Source organism: Streptomyces clavifer, assembly GCF_036345975.1.
In the GTDB taxonomy this organism is placed as follows: Bacteria; Actinomycetota; Actinomycetes; order Streptomycetales; family Streptomycetaceae; genus Streptomyces; species Streptomyces clavifer.
The window spans coordinates 7,161,371-7,185,181 of sequence record NZ_CP107793.1; the positions used below are offsets into that span (position 1 = coordinate 7,161,371).

Annotated in this window: 22 protein-coding genes and 1 pseudogene; 3 read left to right on the top strand and 20 right to left on the bottom strand. The window is 68.8% G+C overall.

The annotated features are described in order from the left end of the window. The first annotated feature begins 20 nt into the window (after positions 1–20). A complete protein-coding gene (locus OG927_RS31035) occupies positions 21–1,406 on the top strand; it encodes a carotenoid oxygenase family protein (protein ID WP_056799843.1) in 1,386 nt (461 codons plus the stop codon). 141 nt (positions 1,407–1,547) lie between these two features. On the opposite strand, the gene OG927_RS31040 is transcribed toward OG927_RS31035, so the two are convergent. From OG927_RS31040 to OG927_RS31050, 3 genes are all read right to left on the bottom strand, one after another. Beyond that, positions 1,548–2,984: an MFS transporter gene (locus tag OG927_RS31040; RefSeq protein ID WP_164494079.1), complete on the bottom strand. Its 1,437-nt coding sequence runs from the start codon at positions 2,982–2,984 to the stop codon at positions 1,548–1,550. 231 nt (positions 2,985–3,215) lie between these two features. Further along, positions 3,216–3,572 (bottom strand): ArsR/SmtB family transcription factor, encoded by a 357-nt coding sequence (locus OG927_RS31045; protein ID WP_209471706.1) that lies wholly within the window; start codon positions 3,570–3,572, stop codon positions 3,216–3,218. Then, on the bottom strand, positions 3,569–4,015 hold the full coding sequence (locus tag OG927_RS31050) for an SRPBCC domain-containing protein (RefSeq protein WP_079100823.1): 447 nt from the start codon (positions 4,013–4,015) through the stop codon (positions 3,569–3,571). Before OG927_RS31050 ends, OG927_RS31045 begins: the two co-directional genes overlap by 4 nt. A gap of 472 nt (positions 4,016–4,487) precedes the next feature. On the opposite strand from OG927_RS31050, the gene OG927_RS31055 reads away from it, so the two are divergent. Beyond that, a complete protein-coding gene (locus OG927_RS31055; RefSeq protein WP_056799830.1) occupies positions 4,488–4,829 on the top strand; it encodes a VOC family protein in 342 nt (113 codons plus the stop codon). Positions 4,830–5,019: 190 nt separating this feature from the next. Here OG927_RS31055 and OG927_RS31060 read toward each other — a convergent pair whose 3' ends face one another. From OG927_RS31060 to OG927_RS31140, 17 genes are all read right to left on the bottom strand, one after another. Continuing rightward, the gene (locus OG927_RS31060) at positions 5,020–5,523 is read right to left on the bottom strand and encodes a pyridoxamine 5'-phosphate oxidase family protein (protein WP_056799826.1); all 504 of its coding nucleotides are present in this window, start codon (positions 5,521–5,523) and stop codon (positions 5,020–5,022) included. 104 nt (positions 5,524–5,627) lie between these two features. Beyond that, entirely contained in the window at positions 5,628–5,897 is a 270-nt protein-coding gene (locus OG927_RS31065; protein WP_456293804.1) for a GFA family protein, read from the bottom strand. A gap of 389 nt (positions 5,898–6,286) precedes the next feature. Further along, positions 6,287–7,846, bottom strand: coding sequence for an RICIN domain-containing protein (locus OG927_RS31070; protein WP_245377951.1), 1,560 nt, complete (start codon positions 7,844–7,846; stop codon positions 6,287–6,289). Positions 7,847–8,795: 949 nt separating this feature from the next. Continuing rightward, on the bottom strand, positions 8,796–10,586 hold the full coding sequence (locus OG927_RS31075; RefSeq protein ID WP_330321160.1) for a YVTN family beta-propeller repeat protein: 1,791 nt from the start codon (positions 10,584–10,586) through the stop codon (positions 8,796–8,798). A 187-nt stretch (positions 10,587–10,773) separates the two neighbouring features. Further along, positions 10,774–11,016, bottom strand: coding sequence for a hypothetical protein (locus OG927_RS31080; RefSeq protein WP_330321161.1), 243 nt, complete (start codon positions 11,014–11,016; stop codon positions 10,774–10,776). Between the two features lie 46 nt (positions 11,017–11,062). Continuing rightward, positions 11,063–11,470, bottom strand: a complete 408-nt coding sequence (locus tag OG927_RS31085) for a hypothetical protein (protein WP_209471704.1) — start codon at positions 11,468–11,470, stop codon at positions 11,063–11,065. After that, complete coding sequence (locus tag OG927_RS31090) at positions 11,467–12,777, bottom strand: integrase (RefSeq protein ID WP_330321162.1); 1,311 nt, start codon at positions 12,775–12,777, stop codon at positions 11,467–11,469. The genes OG927_RS31085 and OG927_RS31090 overlap by 4 nt, the downstream gene beginning before the upstream one ends. Beyond that, entirely contained in the window at positions 12,774–12,941 is a 168-nt protein-coding gene (locus OG927_RS31095; RefSeq protein ID WP_209471854.1) for a hypothetical protein, read from the bottom strand. The genes OG927_RS31090 and OG927_RS31095 overlap by 4 nt, the downstream gene beginning before the upstream one ends. 238 nt (positions 12,942–13,179) lie before the next feature. After that, entirely contained in the window at positions 13,180–13,845 is a 666-nt protein-coding gene (locus tag OG927_RS31100; RefSeq protein ID WP_307840679.1) for a hypothetical protein, read from the bottom strand. Between the two features lie 462 nt (positions 13,846–14,307). After that, the gene (locus tag OG927_RS31105) at positions 14,308–14,499 is read right to left on the bottom strand and encodes a hypothetical protein (protein ID WP_245377950.1); all 192 of its coding nucleotides are present in this window, start codon (positions 14,497–14,499) and stop codon (positions 14,308–14,310) included. A gap of 242 nt (positions 14,500–14,741) precedes the next feature. After that, positions 14,742–15,458, bottom strand: coding sequence for an NADPH-dependent F420 reductase (locus tag OG927_RS31110; protein ID WP_056799821.1), 717 nt, complete (start codon positions 15,456–15,458; stop codon positions 14,742–14,744). Between the two features lie 57 nt (positions 15,459–15,515). Further along, a complete protein-coding gene (locus tag OG927_RS31115) occupies positions 15,516–16,700 on the bottom strand; it encodes an acyl-CoA dehydrogenase family protein (protein ID WP_319101138.1) in 1,185 nt (394 codons plus the stop codon). Between the two features lie 31 nt (positions 16,701–16,731). Then, positions 16,732–17,679: an alpha/beta fold hydrolase gene (locus tag OG927_RS31120; protein WP_056799815.1), complete on the bottom strand. Its 948-nt coding sequence runs from the start codon at positions 17,677–17,679 to the stop codon at positions 16,732–16,734. Positions 17,680–17,960: 281 nt separating this feature from the next. Further along, positions 17,961–18,707, bottom strand: a complete 747-nt coding sequence (locus tag OG927_RS31125) for an SDR family NAD(P)-dependent oxidoreductase (protein WP_056799812.1) — start codon at positions 18,705–18,707, stop codon at positions 17,961–17,963. Positions 18,708–18,847: 140 nt separating this feature from the next. After that, entirely contained in the window at positions 18,848–19,546 is a 699-nt protein-coding gene (locus tag OG927_RS31130; RefSeq protein ID WP_056799810.1) for a DUF899 domain-containing protein, read from the bottom strand. Positions 19,547–19,581: 35 nt separating this feature from the next. After that, positions 19,582–21,132, bottom strand: coding sequence for an AMP-binding protein (locus OG927_RS31135; protein WP_209471703.1), 1,551 nt, complete (start codon positions 21,130–21,132; stop codon positions 19,582–19,584). Beyond that, complete coding sequence (locus tag OG927_RS31140; RefSeq protein WP_056799802.1) at positions 21,129–21,953, bottom strand: p-hydroxycinnamoyl CoA hydratase/lyase; 825 nt, start codon at positions 21,951–21,953, stop codon at positions 21,129–21,131. The genes OG927_RS31135 and OG927_RS31140 overlap by 4 nt, the downstream gene beginning before the upstream one ends. Before the next feature lie 511 nt (positions 21,954–22,464). Here OG927_RS31140 and OG927_RS31145 point away from each other — a divergent pair. Continuing rightward, positions 22,465–22,881: pseudogene (locus OG927_RS31145) on the top strand (DUF6008 family protein); the annotation flags it as partial. Positions 22,882–23,811 lie beyond the last annotated feature (930 nt).

Sequence of the window (23,811 nt, forward strand, 5' to 3'; positions counted from 1 at the left end):
ACTCAACAGAGGAGGCGGCCATGCCTCGCACCACCGACCTTGCCCGCGGCACACTCCCGCACAGCACGGTGCACCTTCTCGGGCGTGGCTACCAGCCGGTGCCGGCCGAGACCGACCACACCGGACTGACGGTGCGCGGCACGCTGCCGTCGCAGCTCGACGGAACCTTCCTGCGGATCGGGCCCAATACCCGGGGCGCCCACGACCCCGCCGTCGACCACGCCCTGGGGGGCGACGGCATGGTGCACGCGATCCGGCTGGGCGGCGGCCGCGCGCTGTCGTACCGCAACCGCTGGCTGCGGACCGACGCGATCAGCGGCGCGCTCAACGAACTGCCCACTCCCGGGCCCCGTAACGGACCGGACGACAACGTCAACGCGAACCTGGTCCGGCACGCCGGCCGCACCCTGGCCGTGGCCGCCGCCACCGCTCTGCCGCTCGTCCTCGACTCCGGCCTCGCCACCCGCGCCCGCACCGACTTCGACGGCACCCTCCCCCGCGGCTTCTGCGCGCACCCCCTCACCGACCCGGTCACCGGCGAACTCCTCGCGGTCGCGACCGACCACGCGAGGGACGAGGCGGTTCTGCTCACCCTCGACGTCGCGGGCCGGGTCCGCGAAACGCTGCCGATCCCGGTCAAGGGCCGCCCCTGGATGCACTCCTTCTCCCTCACCGAACGCCACGCCGTCCTCTTCGACCTGCCGGTGACCCACGACCCCGCCGAGGCGCGGGCCGGCTCGCCCCTGCCCTACTCCTGGCAGCACGACCACGGTGCCCGGATCGGGATCGTGCCCCGCGGCGGCACGGACGCGGCCGCATCCTGGCTCGATGTCGCACCCTGCTTCGTCTTCCACCCGGTCAACGCCTTCGAAGAGGGCGACGGCCGGATCACCGTGGACGTGATCCGCCACGAGCGTGCCTTCGACCGTGACCGGCTGCACGCCAGCGAGTCGGCGCCCACCCTGTGGCGCTGGACCCTCGATCCGCGTGAGAACGCCGTGACGGAACGGCAACTGGACAGCCGGGTGCAGGAGTTCCCGCTGATCGACGAGCGGTACACGGGGCTGCCGTATCGGTACGCCTTCACCGTCGAACTCGACGCGGGCCAGGGCGCCGCGCTCTGCGGCCCGGCACTGCTGCGGCACGACCTCGCCACCGGCCGCTCGGAACGTCATGTCTTCGCCGGCGGACGGCTGACCGGCGAACCCGTCTTCCTGCCGCGCGACGCGCGAGCCGCGGAGGCCGACGGCTGGCTGCTGACCCTGGTGTACGATCCCGCGACCGACCGCAGTGAACTGGTGGTCCTGGACACCGCCGAATTCACCGGGCCGCCCGTCGCTGTGGTCCCGCTGCCGGTGCGGGTGCCGCACGGCTTCCACGCGCAGTGGGTGCCGGGGGAGCGGTGAGCGGCGCGGGGAGGCCCACGAAGACCCCGCCAGGGACGGCCACCGGGCAATCACCCGGGCCCACCGGCACGAACTCGGCGGATCCGGCCCGAAACACCACGGAGTCGCACTCGGTCGAGTGCGACTCCGTGGGGCCAGGTGTCAGTCCAGCGGACGGGCCAACGCCTCGTCGGCCTCCCCCGGCAGCGGCACGACTGCCCCCGGAGCGTCCGCGCTGCGGGCACGCAGCCCGAACCAGACCAGGACCACGCTCGCCAGGGTCACCACGACGTTCACGATGAGCGCGCGGTGGAGGCCGTCCAGTTCCACCGCCTGGGTCGCGGCGACCGCGCTCAGGATCGGGATGCCGACCGTGACGGCCACCTGCTGGGTCATCGCGGTCATGCCCGTGGCCAGGCCCTGCTCCTCGTTGGGCAGGCCCGAGGTTCCGGTCACGGTGTAGGCCACGATGGAGGTCACATGCCCGAAGAACGCGATGAACAGCGCGGGGATCACGATCGCGAGCGCCACCCGGTCGGTACCGAGGAAGATCAGCGGAACGATCGCCAGGCCCTGCACGGACATGCCCACGGCCAGCACCTTCCGGCTGCCGTGGCGTCCGATGGAGCGCCCGGCGATGACCCCGGCCACCATGGCCGCCAGGCCCGGGACGCCGAAGACCAGGCCGGTGATCAACGGTGAGTAGTGCAGAACGTTCTGAAGGTAGAGGGTCATCAGGAAGATCATGGCGGTGCCCATGGAGAAGGTCACGAGACCCCCGTAGTTGCCCCACTTCACCGTCGGCCGCTTGAGGATGCGCACCGGGGCGAGCGGCGCGGGCGAACGCAGCTCGATCATCCAGAACGAGGCCAGCAGAACCACGCCGATGATGGCCGCGTAGATGTTCGTCTCGATGATCGCGTAGATGACGGCCAGCAGACCGCCGGCCGCGGTCACCGCCCCGGGCACGTCCATCTTCACCCGGTCGGGGACGCTGCTCTCCCTGATCAGTGAGGGGGTGAACGCCAGGATGACCACCGCCACCGGGACGTTGATGAAGAACGCGGCTCGCCAACTCAGCAGGCTGACCAGGACTCCGCCGACCAGCGCGCCGACCGTGAAGCCGCCGGAGAGCAGCGCACCGTTGAGGCCGAGGACCCGGTCTCGCTGCGCGCCTTCCGCGAAGGTGCTGGTGAGCAGGGACAGTGACGCGGGGATCGCCATCGCGGTGGCGAAGCCCTGCAGTGCGCGGGCGATCAGCAGTACCTCGGCGTTCTGGGCGAATCCGCCGAGCAGTGAGGCCGCGCCGAGCAGCGCCAGTCCCGTCATGAAGAGCCGACGGCGGCCGAACAGGTCGCCCATCCGGCCGAAGAGGAGGGCGAAGCCCGCCGCGGGGAGGGCGTAGGCCGAGGTGACCCAGGGCAGTTCGGACAGCCCCAGCCCGACGCCCGCGCCGACCTCGGGCAGCGCGACGTTGAGGATCGAGAAGTCGACGGACAGCATGAATCCGGACCCGAGCAGGAGGAATAAGATCATCCGTTCCCTGCCGGTGAAACGTGGAACTGAGCTCGCTTCGCTCTTGCCTGCATCGGTCGTCATGAGATGGTTCCCTCGATCGAGAGTCCGGTTTCGTGAACGGTCACCGCGTCGGCCGACCGTGCCGCCCGGCGGCACGCGTCACCGAGCGCCGGGCCGACGCCTGATGGGCCGTCAGTCCGTTGCCCCTGCCGGGGTGACCTGGAGCTGGGGGAGTGCTGGGAACTGCCGCCCCGTTCCCGTCGTTCGCCCGGCGGGCAGGCCGTGCGACGGACGGGAACAGGGCGACAGGGTCTAAGGGGTGTCTCGCCGTTCCGCTGCCTCGGCGATGTGCTTGATCTTCGCCAGACGCCGATCCCAGTCGGCGGCGAGCATGGTCATCCACCGCGCCGTCGCGTCGAGGGTCGCCGGCTTCACCGCGTACCGCACCTCGCGTCCGACCCGGCTGCCGGAGACCAGTCCGGCGGCGTCCAGGACGGCGAGGTGTTTGGCCACCGCCTGTCGTGATATCGGAAGACTCTCGGCAAGCGTCGTCGCCGTGGCCTCGCCCTGTGCGGCGAGCAGTTGCAACAGCTCGCGTCGCGTGTTGTCGGCCAGCGCGACCAGCACGCTGTCCACCACCCCGACGGAGCCTTGGCGTTCGTCCGTCACACGGACGACGCCTCGACGCGCGTCTTGACCGCGTCGAGCACCTGGGGCCAGCCGCCGGCGTTGTCGCTGTGCGCCTTGGCACGCAGGTCCTCGGACCCGGCCAGCGCCGCGAACCCGCTCTCGACGACGCGCAGCCGCGTCTTGTCACCCTCGGCGGTCAGCGTGAACTCCACCAGGGTGCTGTTGTTCTCGCTCAGCTCCTCACCGGGGAACGCGCTGGCCCAGCGGTACGCGACGTAGGTCTGCGGCTGCACCTTCTCCACCCGCACGGGGAAGCTGCCGTGCTCGGGGTTCTTGGCCACAGTCGATTCGCCCTCGACGGCCACGGTGCCGGACGCACTGGCCGGGTCGGCGACCCAGAACCCCGGCTCGGTCACCAGTGACCACACCCGGTCCACGGGGGCTGCGATCAGGGTTTCGCGTTCGATCAGCCGTTCGCTCATGAGGGACTCCTTCATTGGTGCTCTTGCCAGCAACTCGATGGTTGCACATCGGTTTGTCAGGCGCAATCCAAAGGTTGCGTTCAATGGGAGGGGCGGAGTACTGCCACGGAGGGAGGTGCTGCGTCAGGTCCGGGTGCGCGTGGTGCCGCGCTTTCGGAAGCTGCGGCGTGTCGCGCAAGAGTTGGGTTGCGTAAGGGTTGAGTAACGTGCAACACTTTGGTTGCGGAATCCGACGGGCCAGCCGCCGGGCAGGTCGGCTGGCCCTCGGCAATCGGGTCGGGCGCGCGGTGAGGCAACCTGCGGCTTCCCGACCGGACGGCACCTTGCGGTGGAGTCTCCGCGGCCGGCCGGTGCCATCGGGCGGTGGGCGTCGAGCGCGCCACCGAGGCGGACGACTTCACACAGCACCGAGAGGCGTGGCGTGGCGACAGCCGCTGCCGCGACCTCGGATCACACATCAAGGAGATTCGACATGGCGACACTGAAGCCCGGAAGCATGCTGGTCGGCTCGACTCGTCCCGAGGAACTGCGGGCCTGGTACATCAAGGCGCTGGCTCCGGGGTTCACCGGCGAAGGCCCGATCGACCTGGGCGGCTTCCACCTGGTCGTCTGCGAGCGCGACGACATCGACGCGAAGAACGACCAGCCGGGTCGCTCCATCGTCAACTTCCATGTCGACGACTTCGACGCGGTGGAGGCCCAGCTGAGCGCGGCCGGCGCGGAGTGGATCTCGATCGACGACCGGGAGCCGGGCAAGTTCGGTACGTTCTCCGACCCCGACGGGAATTACCTTCAGATCATCCAGTGGAAGTAGGACACCCGAGGCCGGGTGTTCCCGCAGCCCCTCTTCCGGTCCGATGCGGACCGGAAGAGGGGCTGCCCCTTGTGCACCGCTCCCCACCCCGCGTCCGTGCGAAGGCGGCGGCTCTTCCCTCGGAGCCGTGCGACGCCGTTCGTGCCGACGGCGGTGGAGACCGCCGGGGGCGTTCGGTCTCCGGCCGGCCTCAGTCCTGCTCCGCGCCGTAGGCGTGGGCGTAGTCCACGGTCCGCGGTGGCGGGAAGCGGGTGACGAAGTCGCACACGATTACATGTGTGGGGACGATGGTGATCACGGCCATCTCGCTGGTGCTCTCCCGTTTCACCCGCATCCACTCCTCCATCTGCGCCTCGTCGCCGATGTTCCGGCGGGACGCGTCGATGTGCTCCTGGGGGATCCCCTGCCGGATCTCGACCGAGGCTGTTCCGCGTACGTTCATGATCAGCGGCGTGTAGGTGGTGGTGTCGACCGTGAAGGCGACCTGCGGGTGCGCCGTGAGAGCCTTGACCTTGTACGCTCCGGTCGGGGTGGCGAAGACGAAGGCCTTGCCGTTCCAGATGTAGGACACCGGCACCGCCCGTGGGTGGCCGTCCAGCCCCACGTAACCGAGCCGCATCGGGATCGGTGCCTCGATCAGCGTCCGGATGACCGGGTCAGTCTCCATCAGGTGCAGGATCTCGGCGTAGTCCATGGATACCGCTCCTTCTCGCCGGGCGGAACTCCCGGTCCGGTCTCTTGGGCGTCGTGGACGCCCGCTCTTCTCATCGTGCCTGGCCACAAGGGGGCCGGCCGCGGTCACACGGCGGCTGTGGGCTCCGGTACCTGCGGGAGCCAGGACACGGCGTCGTCGCGGAAGTGCTGGTTCCGCGGAACGAACACACGGTCGTCGTCCAGGCTCATGATGGTCACGAACACGGCGTCCGAGCCGTCGTCGAGCGCGCACACCCGGGAGCCGCAGTCGCCGCAGAACCCGCGCCCGGCGCCCGGCGAGGTCGCGTACCAGGTGGGCTCGCCGCCCGGACCGTCCCAGGCGAAGCCGGACAGGGGAAAGCCCACAAAAGCCATCATCGGGCCGCCGGAGAGCTACCTGCAATGCGGGCAGCTGCACACTTCCCTGTCAAGTGCTTGTGTTCTGTATGGATAATCCTGCCGTGTTTTCAGGGGCGTTGAGGCCGCTTCGCTGAAATTGAAGGGCCCATTCGCGGGGGCTCGCATTCATCACCGGTTCCCCGATGCTTGGCGCACCCAGATTCCACGAAACCGACACCGCCCGAGAACTCAATGCCCTTTTGAGTACCCCCACCCGGAAACCAAACATCTCAGCACTTGTGCGTCAGAACCGACGGAAATGCTCGCGGACTCACCGTCGGCACGCACCGACGTTGGGTCCGCGAGCCGGACCGCCTTGTCATGGTTCCGGTCCGGTGGTCGGGGCCACCAGGGTGTGGCCGGTGTCAGGAGATGGAGAAGACCGACGCCCACTTCTGGCTGGCCGAGGCGGCGGACGCAATATTGGCGGTGACCGCCTGCCCTGCGGTGGCGTTGCCGTCCAGGACGAAGCCGGTGGCCGGGTTGGTCAGGGTGTAGGTGCCGACCGCGTTCTGCGTCACCTGCCAGCGCTGGTTGGCGGCCCCGAGACTGACGGCCTGGAGGGCGATCTGGCCGCCGGCGGTGGCAGGTGCCGTCAGGTAGAGCGGGATCGCGCAGCTGTCGTAGATCCGCACGGTGCCGTCGCCGTTGGCGACGAACTTCCAGCGCTGGGATGCCCGGGAGGTGTCCAGGGCGGCGAACTGGGCCACCCCGGAGACGGCGACGCTGCAGCCCGTTCCTCGCTGGAGCGCGACGCCACCGCCGTTGGTGAGCGCGTGGTAGGCGTTGTCACCGACGACCGTGGGACCGTAGTTGATGGCGTGAGAGTCCACGGCGGTCAGCGCGGCGCCGGTGGTGGACAGGGGCGGGACGGCCGTAGGGCGGACGTTCTTGAACCAGTCCGCGAAGGTGGAGGGTGTGTTCGCGGCCAGGGTGGCAATGCTGCGGTTCCAGCTGCCGTCCACCTGGTTCCACAGCTGGAGCAGCGAGGAGGCCACGTTGCCCTGTACGTGGTCGCCGGTCTGCCAGCCCGCGCTGTGGGTGAACGAGGTGGAGTCGCCGTTCGGGAACACGTAGCGCTGGTCGCCCAGGAGGTAGGCGGCCACCGCGTCGCCGAAGCCCTCGGTCCAGGCGCAGGTGGCGGACGACGCCAGATGGATGAAGTGCGGGTTGCAGTTGATGACGTTGGGCCAGTTGCCGTTGTAGAGCCGGTGCTGGAAGAAGTGTCCCGCCTCGTGCAGCACGGTGTGCTCGGAGTCGGGGTCGCCTTCGGCCAGGTAGATGGTGTTGGCCAGGTCGTAGTACGGGCCGTTGTTGGACCCGGTCTGCCAGCGCAGCGTCAGCGTGGTGCAGGTCGCGGCGTTGACTTCGGCGGTCGTCCAGCACGGTGTGGTCGAGTTGGCGCGCTGGGACCAGAGCAGGTTGACGGTGTCGAAGGCGTGCCAGGCGCGGGCCGAAGCGGCCGGTTTGACGGTGCCGAGAGCGACGTTCGCCGAGACGTTCGTCAGCGTCGGGGTGTCGTGGGTGTAGACCGTTCCGTTGGAGTTGGCGACTCGCCACACCTGGTTGTTGCGGGTGGCGAACCGCACGAACAGGTGGTCCAGGGAGGTGGTGTTGACCGGGGTGTAGCAGAGGTTGAACGAGCCGTCGGCCGCACCGGTGAGCTGCGTGCCGGTGTTCAGCTTGTGGTCGGTCTCGGTCGCCAGCTCCCGGCCCCAGAGCTCGACCGAGGCGTTACGGGCGCCCCGGGTCCTGAGCGGTTTCGCGGTGCCCTCCTCGGCGGACTGGTAGTCGAACTGCAGCGTGCCGCTCACGCAGATCGGGGAGGCGGCGGAGGCGGTGCCTGCCGACAGCGGCACGATGGCGCCGGCGGCGAGTAACGCGGGTATCAACAGGCGGAGCAGGGCTCTGGGTCTGCCGAACATGGACGTCCTTCCCGAGGAGCGCCCAGGGCCGCCGACGGCAGACCTGGCGCGCGAAGAAGGCCGAGTGGACCCCGGCCGGTGTATGCCGCCAGGTGCGGGCGGTCTGGACCGGGAGCCATAGTCGGCGTGAGGCCGCGCTTCCGGCAGAGGCGCACAGAATCACGACCCGCAGTCGTGAGACTGGTGTGAACATCGGGTAAGGATTCAGCGTGCACGAACGGAGACCGCTCCGGCCGGCCATGCGCCCCATCCGCCGTGGTCCTCTACGCCCGGTCTTGCTGCTGAGCTGTGGGTCTCCCGCGGAGGATGGGAGGCGAAGGCGTGCCCGCAAGCAGGCAGATAAGTGCGCAGCAGTCCGCGCGCCCCCGTGACCCCATGCTCTGCCGCCTTGTGGCGACGAGATGCTGTGGTTCACGCCCGCTCGCCCGTGGAGCTGCGGGTTCCGTTTCCAGAGGTAGCCCAGTCAGCACGTGATTGCTCCCCAATGCCTGCCGACGAGCCGAGAGCAGCACGCTGGTCCCGCATCCTCCGCGGGGCAACGGCGGTGCGCTCCACAACGCCGGCGACCGCGCACCCCGGGCCTCCCAGGCCGAGCAGCCGGCGTCGGAACGCGTCGCTGCGGCAGCAGGCGGCGGGGCGCGGTCGACACGGGCCCGGCACGGTGACGCGGGCGGTGCCGCGGTGAGCGGGGGCGGCGACGACTGGAACCTGCCAGTCCTGCTCATGGCCGCGCTCTCTGCTGGTGCGTGCTGACGCTCTGGCGGGGTTCGCCGACTCCTGGGTGGAACCGGCGAACCCGTTCGAACGCTCGCCCGGCACGCACTCGTCCGTCACCCGTCGCACCGGAAACCCCTGCGCGAGGGGTGACGGCGTGGTGGCGGACCCCCGCCGGCTTCTGGGTCGGCGGGGGCAACGGCATCGGGTGGCCGGTTTCAGCGCCTGGCTGGTGTCAGGGGCAGGTGACGAGAACGATGGACAGCGCGTTGCAGGTGACAGCAGCGGTGTCGTTGGCGGTGTTGGTGTCGGTGGGTGCGGAGGCGGTGCGTTGGCCAGTGACCGTGACCGGGCCCAGGGTCAGCAGGCCGAGCGGGACACGGAAGGTCTTGTTGACGCTCGCACCGTTGGCGACGGCCCCGTAGGTGCAGGTCACCGTGGTGCCGGTGGTGGTGCATCCGGTGGAGAGGCTGGTGGCTGCGGCGCCCGGCGGGAGTACCGCCTTCACAGTCGCGGAAGTGACCGCGTCGGGGCCGGTGTTGCGGGCGGTGAGGGTGTAGGTGATGTAGGGCGCCAGGATGCCCAGCCGCGGCTGGGCGGTGAGATCGACGTCGACGTCCGCGGTCGGCGGGGTGGCGACGGTGGTGGACTGGGCTGCGGTGTTGTTACCGGGGACCGGGTCGGTCTCGGTGGCGTCGGCGGTGGTGGTGGCGGTCAGGGTGCCGACGGCGGTCGGGGTCACGTTCACGGTGACGGTGGCCGACGCGCCGTCGGCGACCGTGCCCAGGGTGCACGTGATGGTCGGCGCGGTGACGGCGCAGGAGCCCTGGGAGGTGCTCGCGGAGGTGATGGTGCGGGCGGCGCCGGAGAGGGTGATCGTGGCAGTGGTGCCCGTGGCGGTGTCAGGGCCGTTGTTGCCGATGGTGGTGGTGTAGGTGAGCGGGTCGCCGGCGTTGACGGGGTCGGCGGAGTCGGCGACGGCCACGCTCAGGTCCGCAGCGGGAACCGCGGTAGGGGCGGGAGCGAAGGCGACAGCGTAGGGGAAGGAGCCGAGCGGAAAGGTGGCGGTGACGGTGTTGGTGGCGGTGTCGATGACCGACATGGTGCCGTCGTAGCCGTTGGGGACGTACACCGAGGCGCCGTCGGGGGTGACCGCGGACTCGAACGGGCCGCTGCCGACGCCGACGGTGGCGACGACGGTGTTGGTGGCGGTGCCGATCACAGAGACCGAGGACGCGCTGTTGTTGCTGGCGTAGGCGCGGGTGCCGTCCGGGGACAGCGAGAGGCCGAACGGGCCGATACCGACCGGGACGGTCGCGGTGACGGTGTCGGTGGCGGTGTCGATCACCGAGACCGTGTGTGAGTTCTGGTTGCCGACGTAGGCGCGGGTGCCGTCCGGGGTCACCTTGATGACGTTGGGCTTCTGGCCGACGCCGACGGTGGCGGTGACGGTGTTGCTGGTGGTGTCGATCACCGACACCGTGTTGCCGTTGTTGTTGGAGACGTAGGCGCGGGTGCCGTCCGGGGAGAGCGCGATGCCGAACGGGAGGGCGCCGACCGCGACGGTTCCGGTGACCGCGTTGGTCGTGGTGTCGATCACCGAGACAGTGTTCGCACTGGAGTTGGCCGTGTAGAGGGTGCCGCCGTCCGGGGACACCGCGAGCTTGACGGGTCCGGTGCCGACCGCGACGGTCGCGGTGACGGCGTTGGTGGCCGTGTCGATCACCGACACCGAGGACGAACCGTTGTTCGCGGCGTAGACGGACGCACCGTCCGGGGACACCACCACACCGAGCGGGGAGGAACCCACGGGGATCGTCGCGACCACCGTATTGGTGGCCGTGTCGAGCGCCCTCACGGTGTTGTCGTCCAGGTCGGCGACGTACGCCACCGGCGCGGCCACCAGCGCCTGCGCGGCGGGGGCGGGCAGTGCGACCAGCCCGGTGATGGCGAGCGCGCCGGCGGCGACCAGCGCGGAGAATCTGAGTCGCAGACGCGACGGGCGTAACGCGGAACGTGAGGACATCAGGTGCCTCAACCCTTCTTCGAGGCCCGCCCCGCGTCAGGGTGTCGGAGGGGCGACCCGAGGGCGCCGCGTGCTCACCGGCCCCGGCCACCGCCACCGGGACATACCCGCGCCGGAGCGAACATCCCTGGCGGCCAACGACGTTGGCCCCCTCGACTCGCCCAGCATGACACCCCGGCCTCCCGCATCAGTTCCGAACCGGCACATCCGCAAGCGCGCGGCCCAAAGGAACGTCGCCAGCCCAGCGACAGGGCGTGCAGGTAGAGGGAGAGCCCGCTCGCATGTCGGTGTACTCGACGAGGAGTCCGGCGGCGCGGTCGTCGACATTCTCGCCCGCGTCCAGTTGAGCCGGGCCGAGGACCATGTCCGCGAGTTCAATGCCGCTCTCGCGCCCTGGCGGCGCGAGCCGGCTGTCCGCGAGTTCATCCACCGGACCCGCAAGGAACTCGGCGTCGCCGCGTGATGGCTGGCTCTATTTAGTTGCCGGACGGGCGGAGCGGGAAGACGTTGTCGGGGGCAGGCTGGTCCTGGCTGTCAGGTTGCCGGAGGATGAGGACGGCTGCCGCGAGGGCCATCTGCTCCGCCCGATGCCGGGAGGCTGCCTCGGCAGCCCGGGAGTCCTTGAGAGCTTCCTTCAGGCGGACGACCTCCTTGCGAAGCCGCTTTTCGACTTCCGGCGTCTGGTGCGTTTCCGTACGCACCCGCGCGTAGAACTCCTCCTTGAGGTCGGCGTGGCGCTTCTGCAGAGCCATACGGTGAACACCGGCCTCTGCGGCGAGCGCGACCACCGTGAGGCTGCCGTTCGAGCTGGTGGGCTGGCCGGCCAGGAGTCGGTCCATGGCCGCGCGGATGCGCGAGCGTTCGTCCTCGTGCTGCTGGTTCATGCGATGGCCTCCTCGGCGGATTGGGCGGCGGAGTCGTGGGCGTCGGCGAGTGCACGGAAGCGGCCGGCTGTTCGGCGAAACCGGTCGCCCAGGGGCTGGGGCACGAGGGCTGCCTTCGCATCGAGCCGATCAGCGTGCTCCCGTGCTGCCTGCGCGTGGCTGTCGGTGCGGACCGCGTTGCCGCAGGCGAACTGGTTGGGTGCCGTCGCCCCGGGATCCGGATCGCACAGGGCCGTGTCCCGCTTGAAGGCGCATATGAGGAACGAGTCCGGGTTGTCGAAGAGGACGAGGCCATCGCGCGCGAGGAACTTGGCGGCGGCCTTCGGGGTGGTCAGGTCGCCTTCGAAGCTGGAGATCGAGGCCGCTCCGACAATTGCCCGCCGCGCTGCCGGGCCGGAGATCTTCTCGCCGGCCGCCGTGGCGTCGCGCAGACGTGCAGCGGTGGTCGCTGCGGCGAGGGCGGTCTCGACGTCGAGTTCTCCGTGGAGGCCTCTACGCTCGCGGCTGCCGTAGCCGCTGGAGGTGCGGGCATCCAGGGCGGTGCGCATGTGTCCGTACTGGATGGCGAGGGCGACCAGGCCACCGGGCTGGCGGGCGATGTGCCAGGCCAGGGTTCTGCGCAGACGGCTCAATCCAAGGTTGCCGTGCGGGTCCTCCGGTACACGTTGACCCGGCAGGCCCTGAGCAGTGGCCTCCTGGTTGATCCACGACACAAGGTTCTCGACGCGACGATCCAGCGTGGCCCGCTTCAGCGCACCGTGGTGCCTTCGCTGGGAGACGATGTCGTGGTGGGTGGAGCTGAACAAGAGCTCGCCCTTGGGGACGATGCGTTCCAGGACGCGGATGGCGTTGACGACCGGAGTGATCGCGACCCAGGGGACTGCCCGCTTCTCGCCGGCGGAGACATGGTGCCCGTCGGAGTCACGGACGTTCTTGTAGTGGTGGGAGCGGATCAGATGCCGCAGCTTGGAGCCGTCGGGATTCGGTTGCGGGTCGGGGCAGCAGCCGGATCGCAGCGACCGTGCCTCCTGGGAGCGCATCCCGGTCGAATACAAGATCACGATTGCGGCTGCCGTAGCCAGGTGCCGCACCAGGATCGGCGTCTCCTCGTAGTCCATGAACTCGCGCCATGGCCGTCCCTGGATCCGGCCCGTAACCGGCACCTGCATCGGGCTGGGCCCAGGCCGCTGAGCCGCGAGTCCGTAGAGTCCGTGCCGGGCGACGATGGTCTGGACTTGGGTCCGGCTGCACCCGGTGACCGCGGCGACGTAGTGGTGGGACAGTGTGACGCCGTGCAGCCGGCTCACGGTGGCGGGCAGCGTGGCTGCGGTACGGAGAGCTCGGCGAAGTCGAAGACCCGCTTGAAGCCCTCCTTGTTGACCACCGTGACCTGCAGTCCGTCGGCGGCTGTTCGCTGGGTCGCCTGGAAGTCCGGCGGTGGCAGGACCGCCCGGCGTCCCCGCCCGCTCATGAGGCTTCCGCGACGGGAGGGCGTCAACCAGCACCTCGATGTCCTGGATCCCAGAGGTCTCCCGGGCCAGCCGGGCGAACAGACCGTTCAGATCCTTCGCCTCGTCCGTCTCCTCCCCGTGTCCGTCTTCGGTATCGAAGGTGAGGATCGACTCCAGCTGCAGATGCATGACCGGGCGGAGGTAGTGCTCCTTCGTCGTCTCAACGTCCTTGTGCCCCAACAGGGTCTTCACCAGCCACTACGGGTCGCCGTAGAGCTGGGCGAAGTCGCGCCGGTCCGCGGCAGTCAGCCCGTATTTCTTGTCCATCAGCTCGTTGAGCAGGATCAACATGTAGAGCGCCATCGAGTGACGCATGGAATGAGGTGTCGCGCACGGGACCCTCCCGCGGATCTCCGCGACCCGCAGCAGTCGGGGCGTCTCCCGCTCCTGCGGAGTCAACAGAGCCTGCTCGCACCGTTGGTTGGCCTGCTGGGACACGGTGTTCCAGCGGTCCGGCAGCATGGGCAGGCCCTGCTCGGTCAGCCACATCCACGCCGGCTCCGGGCCCTGGGGACCCTCGACGAACAGCCACTGCCGCTCACGCCAGTCGAGCAGATTCAGGTCATATCGGCCTTGGACGCCGTCCCGGTCGACCCAGTGGACCGTCGTGGTGCGGCCCGTCGTGACCTTCGTGATCAGCCGCATCAGCCGCATCAGCGGCAGCTTCTCGTAGCGTCCCTGGGCCTGGGCCCGAGCGACTGCCCAAGCCCGCTCCGACTCCGCGTAGGTGCTGACCTGGCACAGGGACTCGACCGACGCGTAGAAGGTCCGGTCTCGCTTCGAGCGGGGCAGCGCTCGTGCCACCTCCCCGTGGCAGTAGCGGCCCGAGCGCAGCGGGCGGGACGGCACTTCGAACGTCAACATGGCGCCAGATTCCTGCCGCCGCAGTCCCGAGCTGAGCGTGAACCCGACGAACGAGGTGTTCCGGAGCTCGGTCCGTCCGTCCCAGCCCGGCACCGGTGTCCCGTCGGGACCGAGGCCGCGAAGACCAACATCCTGCCAAAGAGCCCAGGTCCGCGGCGTCAGCCACGACACCCGCGAGCTGCGGGCGTCCGCGGCGCGGTCCGCCCGGCGCCTGCTGTCCACCGGCAACGGCGTGACCTTCGCCCACCGGTAGAGCCGCGTGAAAGCCGGCGCCTCCCGATCCCACTTCGCCCCGCTGATTCGGCGTGGGTTGAGTGGTGAGTCACACCGAAATTCCCGGTACGCGCGCAAGTCGCTCTCGGTCGCCTGCCGCCACGGGATCCCGCGCCGCCACAACCAAGTCAGCAACAGTCGGATATCCAGCGCATAATTCCGCCGAGTTTCCCGCTCCAGCGGATGGAATTACGGAGAGAGTACGAATTCCAGCAGCTCGGGATCGACCACGAAATTAGGCCGTACAAAAACCGGATCACCCGGCTGAAGCCCCACCGCGGCCACAGCTGCCGGCAAGTCGTGGACCCCCAGCACACCTTCCTCCGGCAGCGGGCCCCACCGCTCCGGATCCGGCACGAACACCAGCCACCACTCGTCCATCTGCCACCCCTGTGAGTCCCTTGAACTCACTCAATCATCAGGGAAGCAGGTATGGGGTTAGAACGGCCGGCTGTTCGCGCTGTACCGGATCCTCCCGCACAGGCAACCGCCGGTATGGGTCTGCTGCTGGTCGATCTCGCTCATCGTGGTGTCCCCAGGCTCTCGGTCCGTCGGCTGTGCCCCGCAGGGAAGCCCGCTGTCGCCGGCGGGCTTCCCTGCTTTCTCCGGGTGTCGGGCAGGGGTCAGAAGGTGCGGTCCGCCACCCGTACCCTCTCGACGTTCACCAGTGCCGCTCGCAGCGCGGCGGCCGGCAGGGGAGCCCCGAGGGCTTCGGTCCGGTCCTCGAAGGCGGTGTCCTTGTCGGCCATGTAGAGCCAGGTGTAGGCGGTGGTCTCCGGCTCGATGCGCCAGCTGTCCGCCAGCGAGCCCACGTCGACGGTGTCGAAGCCGATCGTGTGGATCAGCGCCGATGCCCCGGTCTTCGCGGAGGCGTCGTTACCGGCGATGGCCACGGCGCTGCGCTCCGGATGGCCCGAGGGACGGGCGAGCTGGGTGATGTGGTGGGCCAGAATGCCGCTGAACGCCTTGACCAGGTGGACCCCGTCGAAGTGCTGCTGGATCAGCTCGCTGGTGGTCAGCTTCTCCGAGTCCAGCTCCTCGATGCGGCCGTCGCGGATCGGGTAGTAGTTGCTGGTGTCCAGCAGGGTCCGACCTCGCAGCGGCGCCGCCGGGACGGACCGGTAGTCGGTGACCGGCAGCGCCATCACGACCAAGTCACCTGCTCGTGAGGCCTGTTCGACGGTACCGGCTGTGGCCAGCGGGCCCAGGTCCGCGACGAGGCCGGCGAGGCTCTCGGGGCCGCGGGAGTTGGACATCACGACCGGAATGCCGTTCCCGACGGCGAGCCGAGCGATCACTGTGCCCATGACTCCGCTGCCGATGATTCCAAGGGTGGACATGACGACTCCTCAGGATTTTTGGTGGACTCTCTCGTGCCGGGGACGGCTCGGCACCGGTCAGATGTAGTAGGTGTTGGGCTCCAGGCCGCAGAGGATCCGGCCGTAGGTCTCGGCGTTGACATCCGGATTCATCATCGCGTGCAGGCCGAAGGTCTGGAGGTCGTTGGCTATCTGCTGCACCGGCACCTTGGTGTAGGCGGCGGAGCCGCCGCTGGACGAGGCGAGGATCTCCACCGCTTCCCGGGTCAGCCGCACGGCCGAGCCCTCGTCCGCGCGGCTGCGGCCGCGTTCCGCCATCTCCCAGGGCTCGGCCGAGGCGCACTTGGCGTCCAGCTGGGCGGCCAGCCGGGTCGCGTGGAACGCCGCCTCGTCGAGCTTCATCGCCGCTTCGGCGACCCGCAGATGGGTCACCGGGGCCTCGCTCTGGCTCGGGTACTCGGTGTAGGTGATCTTGCGGCCGGGGAGCCGCTCGAAGAAGAGGTCCCGCACCGCCTTGCCCATGCCGACGGCGACCCCGACCGTGGACGCCGCGCCCACCATGATCAGCGGAGCCCGGTACATCGGCGAGTCGGCGTTCAGCTTGGAGACCGACTGGCCACCGAGCACCATGGGCGCCGGCAGGATGCGTTCCTGCGGGATGAACAGGTCCTTCGCGGTCGTGGTGACGCTCCCGGTTCCGCGCAGGCCGCCGGTGTGCCAGTCGTCGACGATCTCCAGCTCCGACACCGGGACCGGGCCCATCACCGGGTACGGCTGCCCGTCCGGGTCCAGGAATATCGCCGCGACCTGCTGCCAGGTGCTGCTGAGGGCGCCGCTGATGAACGGCCACGAGCCGTTGACCAGGACGCCGCCGGGAACGGGGACGGCCGTCGCGGTCCCGGGCCCGATGGTGGCGCAGAGCCCTGTGCCGGACTCCGCGAACACCTCGTCCTGGACCTCGTCCGGGTACAGGCCCACGCTCCAGCCGGCGACCCAGGAGCTGGCCACCACCCATGCGGCGGACCCGTCGGCCTTGGCTATCTCCTCGGCCACCGCCACCATGGTCTGCGCGTCGCTCTCGTACCCGCCGTAGCGCAGCGGGATACGCATCCGGAAGACACCCGCGTCGCGCAGGGCCTCTACCGAGTCAGAGTGCAGTCGGCGGTTCTCCGTCGACCACGCGGTGTTGGCCCGCAGCACGGGCGCGATCGCGGACACCTGCCGCACCAGCTGTTCCCGGGTCGGGATGACGGATGTTGACATGACTTCTCCTCAACGGGCTTGGGATCAGGGGTCAGACGAAGAACGCGTTGAACGCGTCGATGACGGCCTGCGGGGCCTCTTCGACGAAGTAGTGGCCCGCGTCCGGGACCAGCACGACCCGCACGTCGCTCCCCTGGGTGGGCAGCGTCGCCTCCATCTGCTTGGCGAACATGCCGTCGGCGAGGTTGGAGACCAGGCCGAGCATGGGCGCGGTCACCTGCCCGTAGGTGCCGAGGTCGGCGATGTCCTGGCCGAACGTCTGGTACCAGCCGTTGCCGCCGCGGATCCCGTCCGCCGTGTCGTAGGCCCGGGTGTAGACGGCCCGGTCCGCCGGGGTCACCGCGCCCGGGTCCAGCAGGAAGTTGTCGAAGACCCAGTCGATGAGGAAGTGGGCGCGTCCGGCCAGCAGTTGTTCGGGCAGGCCGACGACCTGGTTGAAGGCGAACCACCACGGGAAGAAGGGCAGGCCCGGGGCAGGCAGCACGGGGATCTGGTACATCGACGCGTCCGGGTGGAGCACGTCGAGCAGGGCGACCCTGCGGGTGGCCTCCGGGTGGTTGACCGCGAAGCTGAAGGCGACCTGTGCGCCGACGTCGTGGCCCGCGATGTCCACCTGGTCGTAGCCGAGGGTACGGACGAATCCATGGACGACCCCGGCCATCGTCTTCTTGTCGTATCCCGTGGCGGGCTTGTCCGAGCCGCCCATGCCGGGGAGGTCGAGCACGATGACCCTGCGGCCGGCCGCGGCGAGGGCGGGCATCACCTTGCGGAATTCCCACCAGGTCTCCGGCCAGCCGGGCAGCAGGACCAGCGGAGTGCCCTCGCCGCCGGTGACGTAGTGGAGGCGGAGACCGTTCACGGTGGCGTATTCGCTGCTGAAGCCGCCGTCCAGGGAGCTCGCGAGTTCGGCATCGGTCGGGACTCCCGGGGCTTCCCCGCCGGAGTCCGGTGTGCTCGTACTGCTGCTGTTCGTCGTCACTGTTCCCACTCCTCGTCGTCGTGGCCGAAACAGGTATGCGAAGGACCGGCCCACGGGCTCGGTGCTGCTCAGCCATCATCGAAGACGGGAATCCCTCCCGGCCTCTTCCTACGTGCCCTCCGTCGTTCCCGGGCGGGACGGACGTCGGGTTCGGGGCATGCGTGCTCAACGGCTCGGCAGGTCTGTTCTCTCTGCCTGCCAAGCCGTATCCGGGAGTCGTAACGACGTACGGGGCAGGGCCGACCAGCGGCCCTGCCCCGTACCCATGACGTGGAACCGAGTCAGGGCAGCTTCTTCAGGCCGGCCCCGGTCAGGAGGTAGCCGGGCGCGACCGCGGTCGCCTCCGTCCGGACCAGCTCGACCATCGCTGAGCCGGCGATCTCCGGAGTGAGCAGCGGCCCCATCTGCTTCAGGTACTCCTCCTCGGACCGGCCGTCGCGAGCCGCGTACGCGCGGGCCGCCGACCTGCCCAGCTCGGTCACCGGGGTGATCCGGGGAAGCACCGCGGAGAACGTGATGTCCAGTCCGGCGCGCTTCGCCTCGTCCTGGGCGTATCCGGTGATGAAGCGCTGGGTGGCCTTGGCGCCGGCGTAGCCCCCGGAGAGCGGCGAACCCGCCATCGCCGCACCGCTGCTGACCACGATCACCCTGCTGCCGGGCCGCAGCGGAGTGAGCAGGGCCTCGCGCAGCCAGTGGAACGCGATTCTGACATCGGTCTGCCAGTTGACCGAGAAGGTTTCCCAGGTCTGGTGTTGCAGCGGACGCATGTGCGGGCTCGCACCGGCCGCCAGGACGACGACGTCGGGCCGGTATCGGTCGAGGAGGCTGCCTGCCACTGTGGGGTCGCCGGCGTCGGCGAGTTCGGGAACGGTGCTGCCGGCGGCGCCGGCCGGGTCGGCGAACGGCGCCGCGGTGCGCGAGACGGCGACCACTCGGGAACCGGCCTCGGCGAAGGCCGTGGCGATCCCGTGGCCCAGGCCGCGGCTCGCGCCGACGACGATGGTGGTCTTGCCGGACAGGTCGCTCATGATGTCCTCCAGGTGATGGGCGTGTCCGGTCGCGGACGGTCGAGAACTCCGGACCCGGGACCTGTCGCGGGGAGGCAGCAGGTCCCGGAGCCGGAGTCACGGGCCCTCCCGGCTGTCGCCGGAGGGCGGGAATCGACGGGCTACGACTTGAAGCGTGTCCCATTCCACCAGTTGTTGCCGGGCACGGCTGCGTCCTCGCTGTCGTAGCTGTCCTTGTAGCGCCACCAGTCCCAGGGGTGCTCGAGCTCGTCCTCCTGCCGGCCCAGGGCGGTGATGTCCAGGTAGTTGTAGAAGTTCTTGAAGATGTCCCCGCCCCGGTCGAAGACCGAGTAGGTGTGGAAGACGTCGTCGCCGTCACGGATGAACGCGCTCACCCCGGGCGACTCGCCCATCTCGGTGGCGGCCTCGAAGTCGTAGTTGAAGTCGTTGCCGAACGACGAGTACCAGGGGTACTCCCAGCCCATCCGGGCCTTGAAGGGCGCGAACTTCGCCAGCGGCGCCCGGGAGACCAGGGCGAAGCTGGTGTCCCGTGCCCACATGTGGGCGAGTTCACCGACGCTGTCCGTCTGCATGGAGCAGCCGATGCAGCCCTCGTCGTCGTCCGGGCCGAACATGAAGTGCCGGACGATGAGCTGGCGGCGGCCCTCGAACAGGTCGAGCAGCGTCGCTGTGCCGTCCGGTCCTTCGAAGAGGTATTCCTTCTCCACCTTGACCATCGGCAGCTTCCGGCGCTCCGCGGCGATCGTGTCGCGGGCGTTGGTGACCTCCTTCTCCTTCTCCAGGAGCACCCTGCGGGCCTCCAGCCACTCCGATCGGGAAACTATCTTCGGAAGGTTCATCGGTTCTCCCTGGTTGGTCTGCTTCAGAGTTGCGATTACCGGCCGGTCCGCTCGCGGGCCAGAAGACTGCGGCGCTCGATCTTGCCGACCGGTGTGCGGGGGATCTGATCGATGAACTCGATCTGCCGGATCTTCTTGTAGGGGGCGACCCGTTCGGCGACGAAGGCCATGATCTCTTTCGGCGTGACCGGCTCGCCGGTCACCACGAATCCCTTGGGGATCTCGCTGGCCTCCTCGTCGGGTACGCCGATCACCGCCGCGTCCGTGACCTTCGGGTGCGACATCAGGACCGCTTCGAGCTCGACAGGGGACACCTGCTGGCCCTTGTACTTGATGAGTTCCTTGATGCGGTCGACGAGGAAGAGCTCTCCGTTCTCGTCCACGTGGCCGAGGTCGCCGGTGTGCAGGAAACCGTCCGGTTCGAGCACCTTGGCGGTGGCCTCCGGGGCGTTGAGGTAGCCCTTCATCACATGGGGGCCGCGGATGAGGACCTCACCGTCCTGGTTGTGCCCGAGTTCGTCGCCCGTGGTGATGTCGACGATCTTGCACTCGATATTGGGGGAGTTGGGGCCGACCGACCCAGATGCCACCGGGTCGGCGAGTTGCATGAACGAGACCAGTGCCTCGGTGAGGCCGTATCCCTGGCCGATGCTCACCCCCAGGCGCCGCCGGCAGAGCTCGGCCGTCCCGGGGTCGAGCGCGGCGCCGCCGGAGACGATCGAGCGGAGCGAGGAGAGGTCGTACCGGTCCACCAGCGGGCTCTTCGCGAGGAGGACGGCGATGGTCGGCACGACGTAGAGGCGTGTGACGTAGTGGTCCTGGATCGCGTTGAGGTAGGCCTCGGGGTCGAAGCGCGGCATCGTCACGAGTGTCGCGCCCTGGAGCAGACTGGCGTTCATCGTCATGATCAGGCCGAACGCGTGGTGGAAGGGCGGGACGGCGAGCACCGTCTCGTGCTCATCGAGGGGCGCGACCAGGCTGGTCTGGAGCACGTTGGCGATCATGTTCCGATGGGTCAGCAGCACCCCCTTGGGATAGCCGGTGCTGCCGCTGGAGTGGAGCACGGCCACCACGTCGTGCGCCGGGTCGACGGCCGGCTCGGGCAACACACCGTCGGTGAGCAGCGCGGAGAACGACGTGGCGCCCTCCGCCTCACCGAACACGATGATCTCTTCGACCTTCGTCCGCGCGGTCAGTGCCGTGGCCTTGACCACCTCGGACGGCATGGTCACCAGCAGGCGCGCGCCGGTGTCGTTCAGGTGGGCGGTGAGATCGTCCGCCGTATCGAGGGGATTGAGCACCACCACCGTGCCGCCCGCCAGGGCGGCGGCGTGGAACGCGATCGGGTACGCGGGCACGTTCGGCGCGAGGAGGGCCAACACGTCGCCCTTGCCGAAGCCGCGAGCATGAAGCCCGGTGGCTGCGCGGCGCACCGCCGATGCGAGCTGGCCGTAGGTGTGGCCGTTCTCCCCGTCGACGTCGACCGTCGCCAGGCGGTCCGGGTACTGCTCCGCCTGTCGCAGTATGAAGGCGGTGAACGTGGTCTCGGGGACGTGGACGCGTGGACGTGGGCCGGTGAAAATCATGACGCGGCTTCCACCCGGCTGTACGTGCTGAGGCCTGGCTGGTAGTCGCGCTTTTCGAACTGCTTGAGCGCCACGTTGATCCACTCGTTGCCGCTGAGACGGGAGAGCTCCCAGAGCTTCGCCTGGTCGTAGTCGATCGACGCCGGAAGGTCCATGGTCGTGGTGCGCTCATAGACCTGCTTCGCCAGTTCCAGGGTGATCGGGTTCTTGTTGATGATCCGTCCGACGATTCGGTCGGTCTCCGCGTCCAGTTGATCCGCCGGTACGGCCTTGTTCACCAGCCCGTACGTCTCCGCCTGCCGCCCGGTGAGAGTGTCCCCGGTGAGGATGTAGTACAGCGCCTGCTTGCGCGGCAGGTTGTGGGTGGCCGCCCAGGTGGCTCCACCCGCCGGGAAGATGCCGAAGTTGATTTCGGAGAGTCCGAACTTCGCGGTCTCCGTCGTGATGGCCAGGTCGCAGATCCCCGCGACCAGGAACCCACCGCCGAAGGCGTACCCGTTCACCTTGGCGATGGTCACCGCGGGAAAAGCCTTCAGCCGCTTGAACCAATTGAGCGCCACCAGATTGGTCCGGTAGAACAGCTGCGGGTCATCGAAAGGCTGCAGGAAGCACTCTTCGAGGTCCATCCCGGAGCTGAAACTGTCACCGCTGCCGGTCACGACGACCGCCTTTACGGTTCCGGCTGCCTCGATCGCGTCCAGGGCCTCATTCATATCCAGGTGCATCTGCGGATTCATCGCGTTCTTCTTGCCCGGCCGGTTCAGGTAGATCGTGGCCTTCGGTCCGTCGATCTCGACGTTCACCGTGTCCAGCGTGATCATTTTTTTGGCCTCTTCTCCAGACGAAGTGCGCACGCGCACAGCAATTCACCAATCCACCGTCCGTGGCTCCGGCCACGGATATGAGCATCACATTTTCTGTATCGGGTCGACTTCTCCCAATGTGCCCTGCAGTGAATCGGTGCGGAGCGCTCCGGGGCGGTGCCGGCGGCCGAGGTGCCTCTCAGGCGTCGCACGCGGGCGGAGGGCCTTGCCACCGGCGAGATCCCCGCGCCTTTCCGAGACCTGAAGAGGGCAATTGGGAAGAGGCGAACCCGGCGGACTGGGGGCAGTCTGCTGTGTGGGAGGCACGTGGGCGGAGTTCCAGATCGTAAGCAGCGGGAGGGTGCTGGTTCTGCTCGTGCCGGGGGAACCCAGGACGGGCTCGGGGTCCCGGATTTCGGTCACTGCCTCAGGGGGCTGCCGAACGCCGACAGCTGTTTCTGTGACCTTTCCGCACGGTCGAGAAACAATCAGGGAGAAACTCCGTACGGATCACTTCGGCATGCCTGGGATGGCACCCGCCGTGTCGACGGTGGACACGGCCGGCGCTGTTCTCTTCATCGGCTGGGCCGTCGCGACGTGGGCCGCCGTCGCCGTGCTCGCGGTCGGGAACGGGAGGGCGGTGAAGCCGTGGCTGTACAAACTCGCCGTGGGGCTTGTGGGCGTCGGCGTGGTGGGCCAGGTCGGCCACTTCCAGGAACATGTCACACAGGCGGGCTACTGGATCGCCCGTCCCTACGCCCTGGCGTGGATGACTCCGTGGGCTGACAGCTCTGCCCGTGGGATGGGTCAGGTCGACGCCGGCAAGCCCGCCCTCGGGATGGAGATCCTGCACCTGGTCGGCAACTGCATCTTCGGTGCCGGACCGGTCGGCATCGTACAGATCACGCACCGGGTCGCCGGGCAGTTGAAGGCGCGCAAGTTCGCGGGTCGATTCGGCCCGGCCCGGGTAGCCGCGCTCCTCGGTGGGGATCCGCCCCCGGGAGTCGAGTGCGTACTTCGGGAACCCTCGTACCCGCGGCGGTGGCCCTCGTGGAGGGCGATGAGCATGACAGGGAACCAATAGGGCGCCCGTGCTGATGAGTTGAGCCTTCGGATGTCTCCTCGACGCACGGGCGCCCTGTGCGTTGCGCCTTCGGTGCCGTCGCCTCATCGGTGGCCACTGCGAATTGCTCACTCATGGGCGCGATCCGGGCCCTGGCCCGTGAAAGCCGCGGCCCTGGTTGTGCGAGCACTTCAGCGATTTCGTGCTGCACATTCTCGGCGTCGTCGCGAGAGCCGTGCACAAGCACCACGAAGCCATGCTCGATGAAGCGTGGGCAGGGGGCCGTGGAAGTACGGCGGGACCACGGGCACCGCCGGCCGACGCGTGCGGCGTCGGGCAGAGCGCCGACGTGGCTGTGTCGAACAGCGGCGGAGACAAGCCACCGCACCGTGACGTCCCGGTGCCGATAGGAGCTCCGGCCCCCAAGTTCGGTAGGAACCCCGGACTTGAGGAACTACCTCATCACGGCCACGACGATGAGGTGGTGCTCGGAGCCGGGGGCGCGTAGACGCGTCCCGGTTCTGCCGTGCCGCCTCGAACACCCGCGACCGGCCCCCCGCTCCACCAGCAGGTGAAGCCGATGAAACCCGTTCGGGGCCGGAGATTTAATTCGCATCGCGCTGAACACCGTGAACGGAAGCGGTACCGTAAACGCGATTTTCGGCCATCTTCTCTCAACATCCATCTCAAACCGCAATTTTGAAGATGCGGACGGTTTCGAACAGTTAAACGATATTCGTCGGCCGGACTCGGCCGCCACGGCATAGGCCGGGTTCGACACGTTCGGGAAGGTGTACCGCCACATGAGGGAGC